Annotated in this window: 14 protein-coding genes and 1 pseudogene; 11 read left to right on the top strand and 4 right to left on the bottom strand. The window is 73.0% G+C overall.

What is annotated here, in order from left to right:
- Positions 1 to 479: pseudogene (locus tag D7V93_RS21855) on the bottom strand (cyclic nucleotide-binding domain-containing protein); the annotation flags it as partial.
- A 168-nt stretch (positions 480 to 647) separates the two neighbouring features.
- Between D7V93_RS21855 and D7V93_RS21850 the strand changes: the two are divergent.
- Positions 648 to 1,043: a hypothetical protein gene (locus D7V93_RS21850; RefSeq protein WP_120645260.1), complete on the top strand. Its 396-nt coding sequence runs from the start codon at positions 648 to 650 to the stop codon at positions 1,041 to 1,043.
- On the opposite strand, the gene D7V93_RS21845 is transcribed toward D7V93_RS21850, so the two are convergent.
- Positions 1,040 to 2,209 (bottom strand): cyclic nucleotide-binding domain-containing protein, encoded by a 1,170-nt coding sequence (locus D7V93_RS21845; RefSeq protein ID WP_372338333.1) that lies wholly within the window; start codon positions 2,207 to 2,209, stop codon positions 1,040 to 1,042. The genes D7V93_RS21850 and D7V93_RS21845 overlap by 4 nt on opposite strands.
- A gap of 325 nt (positions 2,210 to 2,534) precedes the next feature.
- On the opposite strand from D7V93_RS21845, the gene D7V93_RS21840 reads away from it, so the two are divergent.
- The 7 genes from D7V93_RS21840 to D7V93_RS21810 all read left to right on the top strand — a co-directional run bounded on the left by D7V93_RS21840 (position 2,535) and on the right by D7V93_RS21810 (position 10,371).
- The gene (locus tag D7V93_RS21840; RefSeq protein WP_120645258.1) at positions 2,535 to 3,896 is read left to right on the top strand and encodes a WD40/YVTN/BNR-like repeat-containing protein; all 1,362 of its coding nucleotides are present in this window, start codon (positions 2,535 to 2,537) and stop codon (positions 3,894 to 3,896) included.
- Positions 3,893 to 4,525, top strand: coding sequence for a hypothetical protein (locus D7V93_RS21835; protein ID WP_120645263.1), 633 nt, complete (start codon positions 3,893 to 3,895; stop codon positions 4,523 to 4,525). The genes D7V93_RS21840 and D7V93_RS21835 overlap by 4 nt, the downstream gene beginning before the upstream one ends.
- Positions 4,522 to 5,766 (top strand): YncE family protein, encoded by a 1,245-nt coding sequence (locus D7V93_RS21830; RefSeq protein WP_120645257.1) that lies wholly within the window; start codon positions 4,522 to 4,524, stop codon positions 5,764 to 5,766. Before D7V93_RS21835 ends, D7V93_RS21830 begins: the two co-directional genes overlap by 4 nt.
- Positions 5,763 to 6,488 (top strand): c-type cytochrome, encoded by a 726-nt coding sequence (locus D7V93_RS21825; RefSeq protein ID WP_120645256.1) that lies wholly within the window; start codon positions 5,763 to 5,765, stop codon positions 6,486 to 6,488. The genes D7V93_RS21830 and D7V93_RS21825 overlap by 4 nt, the downstream gene beginning before the upstream one ends.
- 90 nt (positions 6,489 to 6,578) lie before the next feature.
- Positions 6,579 to 9,047 (top strand): hybrid sensor histidine kinase/response regulator, encoded by a 2,469-nt coding sequence (locus tag D7V93_RS21820; protein WP_120645255.1) that lies wholly within the window; start codon positions 6,579 to 6,581, stop codon positions 9,045 to 9,047.
- Positions 9,048 to 9,110: 63 nt separating this feature from the next.
- Positions 9,111 to 9,881 (top strand): hypothetical protein, encoded by a 771-nt coding sequence (locus D7V93_RS21815; RefSeq protein WP_244237428.1) that lies wholly within the window; start codon positions 9,111 to 9,113, stop codon positions 9,879 to 9,881.
- 121 nt (positions 9,882 to 10,002) lie between these two features.
- Positions 10,003 to 10,371 (top strand): DUF2203 domain-containing protein, encoded by a 369-nt coding sequence (locus D7V93_RS21810; RefSeq protein ID WP_244237427.1) that lies wholly within the window; start codon positions 10,003 to 10,005, stop codon positions 10,369 to 10,371.
- Positions 10,372 to 10,392: 21 nt separating this feature from the next.
- On the opposite strand, the gene D7V93_RS21805 is transcribed toward D7V93_RS21810, so the two are convergent.
- Positions 10,393 to 11,004: a hypothetical protein gene (locus D7V93_RS21805; protein ID WP_120645253.1), complete on the bottom strand. Its 612-nt coding sequence runs from the start codon at positions 11,002 to 11,004 to the stop codon at positions 10,393 to 10,395.
- A gap of 169 nt (positions 11,005 to 11,173) precedes the next feature.
- On the opposite strand from D7V93_RS21805, the gene D7V93_RS21800 reads away from it, so the two are divergent.
- Together D7V93_RS21800 and D7V93_RS21795 are read left to right on the top strand one after the other, a co-directional pair.
- Positions 11,174 to 12,100 (top strand): NmrA/HSCARG family protein, encoded by a 927-nt coding sequence (locus tag D7V93_RS21800; RefSeq protein ID WP_208723101.1) that lies wholly within the window; start codon positions 11,174 to 11,176, stop codon positions 12,098 to 12,100.
- A gap of 94 nt (positions 12,101 to 12,194) precedes the next feature.
- Positions 12,195 to 12,923 (top strand): hypothetical protein, encoded by a 729-nt coding sequence (locus D7V93_RS21795; RefSeq protein ID WP_120645252.1) that lies wholly within the window; start codon positions 12,195 to 12,197, stop codon positions 12,921 to 12,923.
- Here D7V93_RS21795 and D7V93_RS21790 read toward each other — a convergent pair whose 3' ends face one another.
- A complete protein-coding gene (locus D7V93_RS21790; RefSeq protein WP_208723100.1) occupies positions 12,924 to 13,223 on the bottom strand; it encodes a hypothetical protein in 300 nt (99 codons plus the stop codon).
- Between the two features lie 150 nt (positions 13,224 to 13,373).
- Here D7V93_RS21790 and D7V93_RS21785 point away from each other — a divergent pair.
- Positions 13,374 to 14,453 (top strand): FAD-binding oxidoreductase (locus tag D7V93_RS21785; RefSeq protein ID WP_158623816.1); only part of this gene is annotated, 1,080 nt, incomplete at its 3' end.

Here is a 14,453-nt window from a genome sequence, read left to right as displayed (position 1 = left end):
CCCTCCTCCACCACGCGCTGCGCGGGCCAGAAGGCGCGCACCTCCAGCGCCTCCACGAGCGCGACGAAGGCCTCGCGCCCCACCCAGGACAGGATGGGCACGCCCGCGTCCGGGCCCTCGGGGACCAGGGCGAAGGACGGGGCGGGAGCGCCAGGGGGCCGTGCGAAGCGCTCGGCCAGGGTGCGCACCGTCTGGGAGCGCGCGCCCCGGAGGCCCCGGGAGAGCACGGTGGCGGCCACCGCGCGCAGCAGCTCCCCGGCGTGGGTCCAGGCGAGCGCCGCGTCGTCGTAGGCCCGCGCCGCCTCGGGGGTCCGCTCCAGCCACTCCAGCAGCTCCGCGACGCGCTGGTGACCTTCCGGGTCACCCGGTTCAGCGCGCAGGGCCTCCTGGTAGCCAGCCAGCGCCGCTTCCAATTGCCCCTTCGCGGCCAGGGCCGCGGCCTGCGCCTTGAGGGACCGCGCCTGTGGGGTGTCCGCCATGCCTGCCCTCTGTAGCCCAGGTGCGTGGCGCACGCACGCGCCCGGCGGTACCGTGGCGGTGTCGGTGGACACCACCTGCCAGGGGGGCCCTTGCCACGTCAGGAATGACTTCGGCCGAATGCCCCCCGTCGGGCTCCAACGCCCGGGCTTGTGTGATGAGGGGGAGGCATGAAGGTGACCCGGTTGAGACCCGAGGATGGAGACCTGCTGGCGCGGTACGGGCACCTCCACGACGATGTCATCCACTCGGTCCGGGTGGACTTCTCGGACCTGTCACGCCCCACCGGGGGCGCCGAGGTGGTCATCTACGCCCGGGAGGCGGGAAACGGCCCGAAGTGGATCTACCTCCACCTGCGCTTCATCGGGGTGAAGGCGTTCCAGTTCACCGACGGCAACCGGTCGTATCAGGTCCTCTCCGACGGCGGGCGCATCTCCTGGAAGGACGGCCGCGTCACGCTGGACCTGGACCCGGGCCCCGACGGCATCGACCATCCGGATCCGCAATACGTCTCCCACTTCTTCATCACGGCGGATGCCTGTGATTGGGAAGAAGAGGCCCTCTAGCTGCTCAACGCCCGCACGCGCTCCGCGAGGCTCTGCGTGAAGAGGCGGAAGATGCGCAGGGCCGCGGCCTCGTGCGTCTCCAGGAAGTACTGGAAGTCCGTCCGGGTCACCCGCAGCGCTCGCACCACCGTGTGCGCTCGCACGTGCGCGGACACCGGCCCGTCGAGGATGAGCGAAATCTCACCCAGGAACGCGCCCGGCCCCAGCATGTTGAGCTGGCGCGCGTCCGGCCCCGGGCCCGTGGACACGCTCACCATGCCCTCCAGCAACACCACCAGCCCGCCGCCCTTCGCGCCCTTCTCCAGCACCGTCGTCCCCGCCGGCACCAGCACCGGCCGCGCCAGACGATACAGGTCGCGCATGTCTTCCAATGACAGACCATCGAAGATGGGAATGGCTTTCAGATAGCCATAGCCATCCACCACCGGCGGCGCCTTCTCCGCCGCGATGGCCCCCTCCGGCGGCGACGCGAGCCCCATCTGCCGCAGCAGCCGCGCCTGCTCCGCCTGGAGCAGCACCAGCCCCGCGCCCGTCGCGTGCTTGATGCCGTCCGCCAGCAACACCAACGCGCGCCACGTCGCGCCCTCGGAGTCCAGGAGCGCGCTCATGCGCAGCACCGCCTCCGGGCGCTGCGCGTCGTCCGCGGGCACCGCGCGCAACATCTCCAGCTCCGCGTGCGTGTTGCCCAGCGCACGGAACACCTCCGCCGCCTCCAGCGGCCGGTGCATGCGGCCCAACAGCTGCGCCAGCGACTCGCGCGCCCCCAGCGCCTGATACAGCGCCAGCGCCTGCTCCAGCGACCCCGCCCGCTCGAAGGCCGCCGCCGCGCGGGACTGCTCGCCCACGCGCAGCCAGGCCTCCGCGGCCAGCAGCGGCGCTCCCGCCTGCTCGTACATGGGCGCCGCCGCCCCGTCGTCGCCGTCCGCCTCCAGCAGCCGCGCCGCGCCGGCGAAGTCCCGCGCCTGGCGCAGCACCTCCACCAACGTCGCGCGCGTGGCCGCGGGGACCACCAACGCCTCCTCCAGCACGCGCTCCCGGTGCCCGGCCGCCATCGCCTCGTAGGCGCGCACCGCGTCCTCCACCGCGCCCCGCATCACCCGCGCCCACAAGGCCCGCGTGACACTGGAGCCGGGTCCCTCGCCCACGTCGCCCAGGTTCGAATCCAATGGAGTCACGGCCTTGTCATTCCCCCCGGACGCCCTGGCGGAAAAAGGGAGGTCACGCCTGCGTCCGGAACCCCTTCTGCGTAGCATTCTGAAACAGGGAAAGCCAGTCATCACGGGCAATGAAGGCAGGCTTTGAACACCTCCGGAAAATCACTCCGGCCGGTGCACCGGACCCCAGGGGTTGGACAGGAGAAGGGCCGGGCGGACCCTCCGTGCTACCCGGTCGGTCGCCTGGCTTCCGTCCCAGGATGCCCGAATCGCTATGCACGGGCGTGCGGGGCGTTATCGTGTCGGGCCCATGCAGCCCGGCTCCCGGAGCGTCGCGATGAAGCAGCCACGAATCACGGGAGCGTGGAGGGCCGCGGGCGTGGCCGCCGTCCTGGGCTTGAGCCTGGGCTCGGGCGCGGCCCTGGCGCACGCGGGCCTACCGGAGACGTCCAACGTCACCCTGCGTCGCGGACACCCCGAGGACTTCTTCGTGGGGGCCACCTTCGGCGCGGTCATCTCACGCGACCGCGGCCAGACGTGGCGCTGGGTCTGCCCGGACGCCATGGGGTACGGCGGCTGGCGCCCGGAGTCCTACGTCTGGCGCGAGACGGGGGAGCTGCTCGCGGCCACCGGCAACGCGCTCTTGCGCTCCAAGGACGGCGCGTGTTCGTGGTCCGCGCACCCCGCGTTCAAGGACACCTGGGTGACGGGGCTCGCGCCCCACCCCACCGATGACGCGGTGCTGTACGTGGCCACCGGCCGCTCCACGGCGGCGAAGAACGGGCTGTTCCGCTCGGACGACGGCGGGGAGACGTGGCGGGCCCTGCCGCTGCAACGCGAGGGGGTCCTCTTCTCGTCGGTGCGCGTGTCCACCGCCGCGCCAGGCACGCTCTACGTGTCCGCGTCGGACACCACCCGCATGTACCTGTTCCGCAGCGACGACGCGGGCGAGACGTGGGAGGAAGCGCCCCAGGTGTTCCCGGAGCTGGTGCGCCCGTTCGACTTCGTGGTGACGGCGACGGACCCCGTGGATCCAAAGGGCGTCTGGGCGCGCGTGTCCGCGCAGGGCGCCACGCACATCCTCCACAGCACGGACGGTGGGCGCACCTTCACCGCGCGGTCGGGCGCCGGCATCGACGACGTGTTCGTCAACATGGAGGTCTCCGCCGACGGCGGCACCGCGTGGGTGTCCACCTACAACTCCTTCTTCCGCAGCCAGGCGGGAGGGGCCTTCGACAAGCTCACCCTGCCCACCGGCAATGCGTGCGCGACACGCGTGGGCGACGTGCTCTACGGCTGCGGCTCGCCCTGGCTCCATGACTGGTCGCTGGCGCGCAGCACCGACGAGGGCACCACCTGGGAGCCCCTCTTCAGCCTGGAGAACATCCAGGGCAGCCACCAGTGCCCCGCGGGCACGCCCGTGCGCACCCTGTGCCCGTCGCGCTGGCCCCAGCTCGCGGAGACGATTGGCGCGCCGCTCTACCCGGACGGCGTTCCGGACGCGGGCGTGCCCGACGGCGGCACGTCCCCGGTCGATGCCGGCGTGACGCCGCCCCCTGACGGGCCCGGCGACGGTGGCACGAAGCCGCCCACCACCCAATCGGGTTGCGCCGCCGCGCCCGCGAGCACGCTGCTCCCCTTGCTCTTCCTCCTCCCCCTGTGGCGCCGCGGCCGGCGGCGCGAGGCCTCACGCTCATGAAGACCCCTTCGCTCCTGTGGAGCACCGCCGCCGTGGCGCTGCTCGGTCTGACGTCCTGCTCCGATGACGAGGTCACCCCTCCCGAGTGCGGCGAGCCGCTGTATGCCGGCGGCGCCACGGACGAGGCGTGGCGCGCGCTGGTGGATGCCCGGAACCAGGCCCAGGACAGCTCGCGCGCGGTGACGCTGACGTCGCCCGAGTCCGGCCACACGTACCTCGCGGACGAGGCCGCGCCCCTGTGGCAGTGGACCTCCCCCCTGCGCGCGTCGCTGCAGCGCCCCGGGCGCACCCGCCCTTCTCCCGCGGCCCACCCGCGCGACACGGGGCACCCGGTGCTCACGTGGCTGGGCAACGTGCTGCTGCCCACCGCCGAGGCGCACCTGCCCCCGTACACGGGCGACCTCTACTGGGTGAAGGTGCAGGTGCCGGGGCGGCAGTGCCCGGTGGAGCTGTTGACGTCGGAGTTGCAGTGGCAACTGGATGACGGCTCCTGGCAGACGCTGCGCGATGCCGCGGGACAGGCGCTCACGGTGCAGGTGCTGAGCGCGTACCTGGTGCAGAACCGCATCACGGAGGGGCCGTACACGCTGGCGGCGCCGGTGCCCTTTGGCGTTGCGAGAGTCCGATGAAGCGCGCTGTCTGGCTTTGCGCGCTGGCGCTGCTGGGCGCATGCGAGGACGGCGAGACGAAGGCCGGGGGCGCGCTGGAGGTGCCCGCGCTGACGTACGCGGACCCGTCTCCGTGGACGCGCGGCGGGACGACGGTGCCGCCTCCGGGGCCGCTGGGGCGGTTGCTCGTCACCAACAGCCTGGATGACTCGGTGAGCCTGCTGGAGCTGGACGGGGTGGGCACGCCGGGCTGGAGCGAGCTTGCGCGCGTGCCGGTGGGGCTCAACCCGGTGGAGCTGGAGGGGCCGCACCACACGGCGGTGTCCCCCACCGGGGACTTCTACTACGTGGGCATCTCCAACTACGTGCCCGGCGGCGGCTCCGGGCCGCACGGCGCGCACGGCACCGGCACGGCGGACGGCTACTGCCTGAAGCTGGACGCGAAGGACCACCGCCTGGTGGCCTCCGCGCGCGTGGACCGCAACCCGGGCGACGTCGTCATCAGCGCGGACGGGCGCACGCTGTACCAGACGCACTTCGACCTCCTGCGCATCGCGGACGTGGCGCGCCAGGGCGGCACGGAGGAGGAGATGGTGGCGCGGCTGGCCATCATCGACGCGGAGACGATGGCGGTGAAGGCGCGCGTGAAGGTGTGCCCGGCGCCGCACGCGGTGCGGCTGTCCGCGGACGAGCGCACGGCCTACGTGGCCTGCTGGTCGGACGAGGTCGCGCTCGTGGACCTCCAGGCGGAGGGCCTGCCGGTGACGCGCGTGAAGGTGGCGGCCGGGGCAGGCACCGCGACGAACCCGCGCCACCAGCCCTACGCGCTCACCGTGTCGCCCACGACGGGGGACGTGTGGGTCAGCTCCCTGGCGAGCCGTCAGGTGCAGGTGCTGGAGCCCGGCAAGCGCGCCATGAACCCGCAGCGCACCGTGTACCTGCGCGGGGCGCCCATGTTCGGCGCGTTCACGAAGGACGGGCGCACCCTGTACCTGCCGTACCAGCAGGAGGACGCGCTGGCGGTCATCGACCCGGCCACGTCCACGGTGCTGCGCACGGTGCCGCTGTCGCAGGCCGGATGTCTCAACGTGCACCAGGTCATGCTGACGCCGGATGAGCGCCTGGGGCTCGTGGTGTGCGAGGGCGACCACGTGGGCCCGGGCACGTTGCACGCGGTGGACCTGGCCGAGGGCACGGTGGTGTCCACGGTGCGGATGGGCCTCTTCCCGGACTCGGTGAGCCTGCTGCGGAGCGCGCCATGAAGCGGACGCGCTGGGGCGTGGCGGCGCTGCTCGTGGGCGCGCTGGCCGGTTGCGACGGCGGAGGCGACGACGAACCCGAGGCCGCGGCGGACTTCGGAGAGGTGCTGTTCCAGGACGCACGGCTGTCGGACAGCACGTTCAACCGCTTCTCGTGCGCGACGTGCCACGTGACGACGCCGGAGACGCCCGCGGGGCGCATCGATTCGGGGCCGTCGCTGCACAACGTGGCGGCGCGGCCCAGTTGGTGGGGCGGCTATGAGACGCACCTGCTGGACGCGGTGAACGCCTGCTACCTGAACTTCATGCGCGGCGTGACGAAGCTGGAGGCGGAGGAGCCGCGCTCGCGCGCCCTGTACGAATACCTGTCGCGGATCAGCCCGGACGCCCAGGCGCCCGCGCTGCCGTTCACGGTGGTGAAGGACATCGAGGACGTGCCTCGCGGGGACGCCGCGCGCGGGGAGGCGGTGTACCGGGCGGCGTGCCAGAACTGCCACGGCGCGACGCACACGGGCGAGGGGCGGCTGACGGAGCTGGCGTCGGTGCTGCCGGAGGTGACGCGGGAGTATGACCGGCTCTTCCCGGGCATCCCGCATGCGCGCGTCGTCATCGAGAAGGTGCGGCACGGCGCTTTCTTCGGCGTGGGAGGCAGCATGCCTCCCTACAGCCGGGAGGCCCTGTCCGACGCGGACCTGGGCGCCCTGCTGATGTACCTGGGGCTGTAGCGCGTGCCAGGCCACCCGTCAGGGCAGGAAGCGCCGGTCCTGGCGCCCCTGCCAATGCGCGGAGCGAAGCCGCACCTCTGAAGCACGCTCATGGCCTCCTCGGATTCACAGGAGTGGGGCCCTTCCACGGAGGGGCGGACGCCCGCGGGTGGCGTCATGTACACGTCCCTCTCCGACCTGCTGGACGCCGGGCGTGAGACCGTCGTGGAGGACTGGCTCCTCCGCATGACCCCCGTGCATGAGCGGTTGCGGCTGTCGCGCGACCAGCTCCTCGACGCCCTGCCCACGTTGCTGGAGGAGATCGCCTGCGTGCTCCGGCACGGAGAGGACGAGCCCCCCTCCTCTCCCCTGCCCCACTACAACGAGGCCTCCGAGGCCCATGGTCGCCAACGGCTGCGCCTGGGCTTCGACGTGGGCACGGTGGTGCGCGAATACAACGTGCTGCGCGACTGCATCCTGGCGCGGGCCGAACGGGAGGAGCTCGACCCGCCGCTGTCGCAGCTGCGCCTGCTCGACGCCTGCATCGACACCGCCCTCCGCCTGGCCGTGTCCCCCTTCACGTTCACCACCGCCGAGCGCAAGCGCGCGGAGGCCGAGCAGCGCGAGCACTTCTTCCAGCTGTCCCCGGACCTGCTCTGCATCGCGGGCACGGACGGGTACTTCAAGCGCGTGAACGAGAACTTCGTCCACCTGTTCGGGTGGTCCGAGACGGAGTTCTACCGACGCCCCTTCCTGGAGTTCGTCCACCCCGACGACCGGGAGGCCAGCGAAGAGGAGCTCCAACGGCTGTCCGAGGGGCGCTCCACCCTGCGCTTCGAGAACCGCTTCCGGCACAGGGACGGCCACTACCGGTGGCTCGCCTGGACCTCGCGCCCCGTGCCCAAGCACGGACTCATCTACACCTCCGCGCGCGACATCACCGAGGAGAAGGCCGCGGCCGAGGAGCGCGAGCGCCTGCTCAAGGCCCTGCGCGACAGCGAGGCCCGCTTCCGCAACATGGCCGACCACGCCCCCGTCATGCTCTGGGTGACGAACGTGAAAGGCGTCACGACCTATCTGAGCCGGAGCTGGTTCGCCCTCACCGGCCAGGAGGAGGCCACGGGACTGGGCTTCGGCTGGCTCGACGCCATCCACCCCGAGGACCGCGAGGGCATGCGCCAGATCTTCCTGGAGGCCAACGCCCGCCACCAGCCCTTCCGGCTGGACTACCGGCTGCGCGCCAGGGACGGCGTCTACCACTGGGCCGCCGACACCGGCTCGCCCCGCTTCGACGCCGAGGGGCGCTTCCTGGGCTACATCGGCAGCGTCGTCGACATCAGCGATCGCAAGCAGGAGGAGGAAGAGCGCGAGGCGCTGCTCGCCCGCGAGAGCGCCGCGCGGCACGAGGCCGAGGAGGCCAACCAGCTCAAGGACGAGTTCCTCGCCACCGTCAGCCACGAATTGCGCACGCCCCTCACCGCCATCTTGGGCTGGGTGCAGCTCTTGCGCACCGGCCACCTGCCCGAGTCCCGCCGCGAGCGCGCGCTGGAGACGATGGAGCGCAACGCGCGCGCGCAGGGCCAGCTCATCGAGGACCTGCTGGACGTCAGCCGCATCATGTCCGGCAAGCTCAAGCTGGACGTGGAGCCGGTGGACCTGTCCATCGTGGTGCAACAGGCGCTCGACTCCGTGCGCCCCGCCGCGGACGCGCGCGGCATCAGCGTGCAGGCCACCGTGGACACCTCCAGCAGCGTCATGGGCGACGCGCGCCGGCTCCAGCAGGTGGTGTGGAACCTCATCTCCAACGCGGTGAAGTTCACCCCCAAGAAGGGCCGCGTGCGGTTGGTGGTGGAGCGGCGGGAGTCGTTCGTGGAGCTCACCGTGGCGGACACCGGCCAGGGCATCTCCAGCGCCTTCCTGCCCCACGTCTTCGAGCGCTTCCGCCAGGCCGACAGCGGCAGCACCCGCAAGACGGGCGGCCTGGGCCTGGGCCTGTCCATCGTGCGCCACATCGTGGAGATGCACGGCGGCACCGTCACCGGCGCCAGTGAGGGCGAGGGCCGGGGCGCCACCTTCACCGTGCGCCTGCCCCTGTCCGTCGTCCAGCCCCGCGATGGGCTCACGCGCCCCTCCCCTCGGCTCCCCCCGGCGCCGGTCCCGGAGCGCGTCCATCCCGCCGAGCTGCACGGGGTGCGCGTGCTGGTGGTGGACGACGAGGAGGACGCGCGCGAGCTGCTGCGCACCCTGCTGGAGGACAGCGGCGCGCGGGTGCTCACCGCCGGCTCCGCGGAGGAAGGGCTCCAGGCGCTCCGGGCCGAACAGCCGGACGTGCTCGTGTCCGACATCGGCATGCCGGGCACGGACGGCTACGGCTTCATCGAGCGCGTGCGCGCGCTGTCCCCGGAGCAGGGCGGGCGCATCCCCGCGGTGGCCATCACCGCCTACGCCCGTTCGGAGGACCGCACCCGCGTGCTGCGCGCCGGCTTCCAGAGCCACGTGCCCAAGCCCGTGGAGCCCGTGGAATTGCTCGCCGTGCTCGCGTCGCTGGCGGGCCGCTTCGAGACGCCCCCGAAGTCCTGAGCCGACAACCGGGCCACGCCGCCCCTGGCCAGCGGGCGGGCCCTGGGCTTACCTTGCTGGGCGATGCGTCCGCCGCAGGGACAGAGGGAGCTGTTCGACGCCCCGGAGCCCGGACGCGCGCGGCTGCCCTCGCGCGAGGACGCGCTGCCCCGCGCGGCCGAATTGGCCCGGCGCGTGTCGGCCCTGCTGGGCGTGCCCGTGCACCTGCGCCTCACCGACAACCGCGCCACCCTGGTGAGCTTCCGCACGCTGCCGGAGGCCGTGCGGCTGCGCGTGCACCACCTCTTCCTGGAGGCGCCGGAGCCGGTGGTGCGCGCCATCGCGGGCTACGTGGCCGGCGACGCGGCGTCGCGCGAGGTGCTGGAGGCCTTCAGCCACGCGCAGAAGGACCAGGTGCGCCGCGAGCGCAGGCCGGGCGCCCCCCTGCGCGCCCGGGGCCGCTGCTTTGATTTGCGCGCCGTGCACGCGCGGCTGGACGCGGCGTACTTCGACGGCCGGGTGCGCGGGGTGGAGGTGGGCTGGGCCCGCCGTCCGGGCCGCCGCACGCGCCGCACCATCCACCTGGGGGGCTACGACGCGCGGCTGCGCGAGGTGCGCGTCCACCCCGCGCTGGACCGGCCGCACGTGCCCGCCTTCGTCGTGGACTTCATCGTCTTCCACGCCCTGCTGCACGCGGACCTGGCCCACACCGACGCGGACCGGGACGGCGACGACACGGGCCGCTGCGCCGCCGAACACACCCCGGACTTCTACGCGCGCGAGGCCGCCTTCCCCCTGCGCGAGTCCGCCCAGCGCTGGCTGCTGGAGCACCTGGCGTCGCTGCGGCGCGGGTGAGCCTCCGCCCCACCTTCGCTGGCACGTTTCCGCGACCGGGATGGTGGTGGCCAGCGGGGGGCGCACGCTGCATGCTGCCGGCCCGATGCGCTTTTTCAGCGTGGAAGAGGCCAACCGACTCGTGCCGTTGTTGACGACCATCTTCGGGCGCGTGCGCCCGTGGGTGGAGCGCGTGCAGAAGCTGGCCGAGGCGCTGGACGCACCGGAGGCCGACCCCGACCCCGACGCGACCCGCCCCCAGCGCGAGGAGCGCGAGTCCCTGCTGGAGCGCATCCGCGGGGAGCTGGGCCCGCTCCAGGAGATGGGACTGGAGATCAAAGGCGCGGACGGGCTGGTGGACTTCCACGCGCGCCGGGGCGAGTCCCCCGTCTACCTGTGCTGGCGCTACGGCGAGGACACCGTCACGCACTGGCACGACCTGCAGGCGGGCTTCTCCGGGCGACGCCCCATCGACAGCCCGGACGACTTCGAGCCTACGTACCTGAGCTGATCCGGCGAAGCCCCACCCGCCTCAGGACGGATTCGACAGGCTCTGGTGCAGCAGGGCCAGCTTGTTGCGCGCGGACAGCAGCTGCTGGCGCAGCGAGTCCGCCTGCCGGGCGATGTCGGAGAAGTGCTCCGCGTCCGCGGCGCCGACCAGGGTGGCCGCCTCGTCCGCCACCCCCGCCATGCGCTCCTGGAGGGACGTGAAGACCTCCGTGAGCTGCACGTCCTCCTCCGGCGTGCGGGTGGCCTGCTGGCGCAGGGCCGCGAACTGCTGCATGCGCCCGTTGAGGTCCGCCGCGCTCTGGCCCAGCGCCCCGTAGCGGGTGAGCAGGTCCTTGAACACCTCCGTGCGCCGCTGCAGCTCCTGCGCGCGCGCGTTGACGGCGTCCGCCTGCGTCTGCTGGCGGGTGCGCACGCCGGTGATGGCCTGCACCAGCGCCCCCACGCGCAGGCGGAGCGCGTCGTCCAGGTCCGCCAGGTCCTTGAGCGTGCGCGAGGCGCGCTCCAGGTGCTTCTCCGACGTGAGGGGGGCCTCCTGGAGCTGGGCGGCCAGCGCCTCGAAGCGCAGCAGCTCGGAGTCGAGCGCCTGGGCGGCGGAGACCAGCTCGGAGGGGGGCGGGGTGTCGCGCTTGCTCATGGGGTCCGGGAGATTGCCACGCTGCCTGTCGGCCTGCCTGCTTCCCGGCGCTCGCCTGCTCGCCACGGGAGCCTGTGCTCGGGGGTGAACGGTCCGGCTGCCAGGCCTCGCCATTGGTGGGGGGCGGCCCCACCTTTCCGTGACACGTCGCGTCCGGAGGTTTGAACCCATGTCCGTGGATTTCTCCATCACCGTGCTCGTCACGGGCGCCACCGGCCAGCAGGGCGGCGCCGTGGTCCGCCAGCTTTTGAACAGGGGCCATCACGTGGTGGCGCTGGTCCGCGACCCGGATGTGCCCGCGGCCCGAGCCCTCCAGAAGTCAGGCGTCCGGCTGGTGCGCGGCGACTTCGACGACGTGGACGCGCTCGAGCAGGCCTGCCGGGGCGTGGACGCCGTCTACGCCATGGGCACGCCCTTCGGTCCCGGCGGCCCGGACGCGGAGACGCACCACGGGATGAACCTGGCGGACGCGGCGAAGCGCTCGGGCGTGCGGCACTATGTCTACGCCTCCGTGGCGGGCGCGGAGCAGCTCACCGGCGTGCCGCACTTCGACAGCAAGCACCGGGTGGAGCTGTACCTCAAGCGCAAGGACCTGCCCTTCACCATCCTGGCCCCGACGTTCTTCATGGAGAACCTGACGCACGCGCCGTTCAAGGACACGCTGGCGGCGGGCCATCTCGCGCTGGGGCTGCCCGCGTCGCGCGGGCTGCAGATGGTGGCGGTGGACGACCTCGCGGGCTACGCGCTGCACGTCCTGGAGGATCCGGTGAAGTACATCGGCGAGCGCATCGAGGTGGCCTCCGACGAGGTGACCGGACAGCAGGCCGCCGCGCTGCTCTCCATGGTGAGCGGCCACCGCATCCACTACGAGCAGGTCCCGCTGGAGCAGTTGGCGAAGCAGAGCGAGGACCTGGCGCGCATGTACGAATGGCTGGACCGGGTGGGCTACCACGCGGACATCCTCACCCTGCGCAACAGCGTCCCGCGCGTGGGCTGGCAGACCTTCGAGACCTGGGCGCGCCACCAGGACTGGAGCTTCATCACGTCCGCTTCGTGGCCGGGGGCCGCCGCGGAGGTGGTGACGCCCACGGTGTAGGGGCCCGGCCTCCTGTCCGGCCTCCGGGGTGGAGCACGGGGCGTGTCGTCCTGCTGACGCCGCACGCCCTAACTTGAAGCCCAGGAGGCACATCATGCGTGCACAGGGGCTGGGGGCCGCGGCGTTGTTGCTGATGGCGGGCTGCGCGGCGGAGACGAAGCTGCGGCCCATGCCGGAAGCGGGACTCGTCCAGGACGCGCAGGGCAGCGCCATCACGGAGCAGCAGGGCGTGCGGCTGGTGGCGGACGGACAGGCGTGGCGGGGCCGCCCGTCCGACCTGGAGCGCCGGCTCACCCCCGTCTACGTGCGCCTGGAGAACCAGGGTCCCCGCGCGCTCGAGGTCCAGTACCCGGGCATCGCGCTGGTGGGTCAGGCGTCGCGCTTCCGCTACACCGCGCTGGCCCCGCTGTCGCTCCGGCAGGCCGTGTCCTCCCGCGAGCACACGGCTCCCGGCGAAGCCACCCCAGGCGCCGTCATCGCGCCCGCGGGCCACTGGCGGGTGGGCGTGGGCGTAGGCATCCCCGGCTACGGCCCCTGGCCCGGCTACGGCCCGTGGCCCGGCTACGGCCCCTGGGGCAGCCCGTACTACTCCCCGTATTCCTATGCCCCGAGCTGCCAGGAGCCGCTGCCCACCGAGGACATGCTCAACAGCGCGCTGCCCGAAGGCACGCTGGAGCCCGGGGGCTCGCTGGAGGGCTTCGTGTACTTCCAGGGCGTGGCCCGCCGCGAGGACGCGGTGACGCTCCAGGTGAAGCTGGTGGATGCCGGCACGGGGGAGCCGTTCGGAGTGCTCGACATCCCCTTCCAGGTCAGCAACGGCTAGCTAGTGCAAGAGCGTGCTGGGCGGAGCGTAGGGGGAGCGCCCGCCGTCGTGGGCCAGGTCGAGCAGCGGCGCCTCTTCCGGCTGCCCCAGCGCACGCCGCAGGTCCGCGCCCCGCACAGGCAGGCCGAACAGGGGCCCCAGCAGGAACAGGTCCAGCGTCCCGGAGAGCAGCGGCACCAGCCCGGCCAGCGCCAGGACGGCGCCCCGGGGCGAATGCGCGCCCAGGCCGCCCAGCACCAACCCCGTGCCCGCCAGAATCCGCACCCACCGTCCCGTCCGTGACGCGATGAAGCCGACCATGAACACCTCCCCACGCCGAAGATGAACACGCGCGAGGGGACGACCATCGGCGGTGTCCACCCGGCAACCCTCCCGACCCCAGGCCCGTCCGCCCGCTCCCCTGGCGGCGCGGGCAGCGGCCGGCCCCGGGACGGGGGCATACTGCGCCGCGTGAGCGAGACGGACGGAAAGGCCCTGGCGAGCGAGCTGGCGGGGAGGCTGGAGGCGGCGCTGGAGGCCTGGCGGGAGGCCCTGGGCCCTGCGCACGTCGTGCTCGATCCCGAGGCGCTGGAGGCCGCGGAGACGGCCACCTTCGCCACCACGCAGCGCATCCCCGCCCTCCTGCGCCCGGCGGACACCGCGCAGGTGCAGGCGTGCCTGCGCATCGCGCAGGCGCACCGCGTGCCGGTGTACCCGGTGAGCGGTGGCCGCAACTGGGGCTACGGCTCGCGCGTGCCGCCCGGCGACGGCAGCGTGCTGCTGGACCTGGGGCGGATGGACCGCATCCTCGAACACGACGAGCAGCTGGCGTACCTCACCGTGGAGCCGGGCGTGACGTTCCGCCAGGCCCACGCGTGGCTGCGCGAGCGCGGCTCCTCCACGTTCATCACCACCATCGGCGGGTCGCCGGACGCGAGCCTCGTGGGCAACGCGCTGGAGCGCGGCGACGGGCGCGGCCCGAACCCGGACATCTTCCAGCACGTGTGCGCCCTGGAGGTCGTCCTGCCCACGGGCGAGCGCGTGGAGACGGGCCACGCGAGGTTCCCCGGCGCCCGCGCCGCCCCCGTGTTCCGCTGGGGCCTGGGCCCGGTGCTGGACGGCCTGTTCAGCCAGTCCTCGCTGGGCGTGGTGACGCGGATGACGTTCTGGCTGTCGCGCAAGCAGCCCTGGTTCCGCGAGTTCTTCTGCGCCGTGAACGACGACGCCTGGCTCTGGGACGCGGTGAACCGGCTCCAGGCGCTGGCCCTGGACGGCACGCTGAAGGGCAGCCTGTTCTTCTGGAACGACCTCAAGGCCTTCAGCGTCGCCCAGCAGTACCCCTACGCCTCCGTGGGCCGCACGCCCCTGCCCGACTGGGCCCGCGAGCAGTTCCGCGAGGGCTTCGGCCGCTGGGCCATCAGCGGCGCCCTCTCCGCCCCGGACGCCGACTTCGGCGCCCTGCTGGAGAAGCGGCTCGCGGGCGCGCTCGAGGGCGCCTTCCGCCCCGTCGCCTTCACCCCCGGGCCCCCGGACGGCGAGAGCCCCTTCCAG

Source organism: Corallococcus llansteffanensis, from assembly GCF_003612055.1.
Classification (GTDB): domain Bacteria; phylum Myxococcota; class Myxococcia; order Myxococcales; family Myxococcaceae; genus Corallococcus; species Corallococcus llansteffanensis.
Note: the sequence above shows the minus strand (reverse complement) of the source record. Positions and strands in the feature narration are given on the sequence as shown.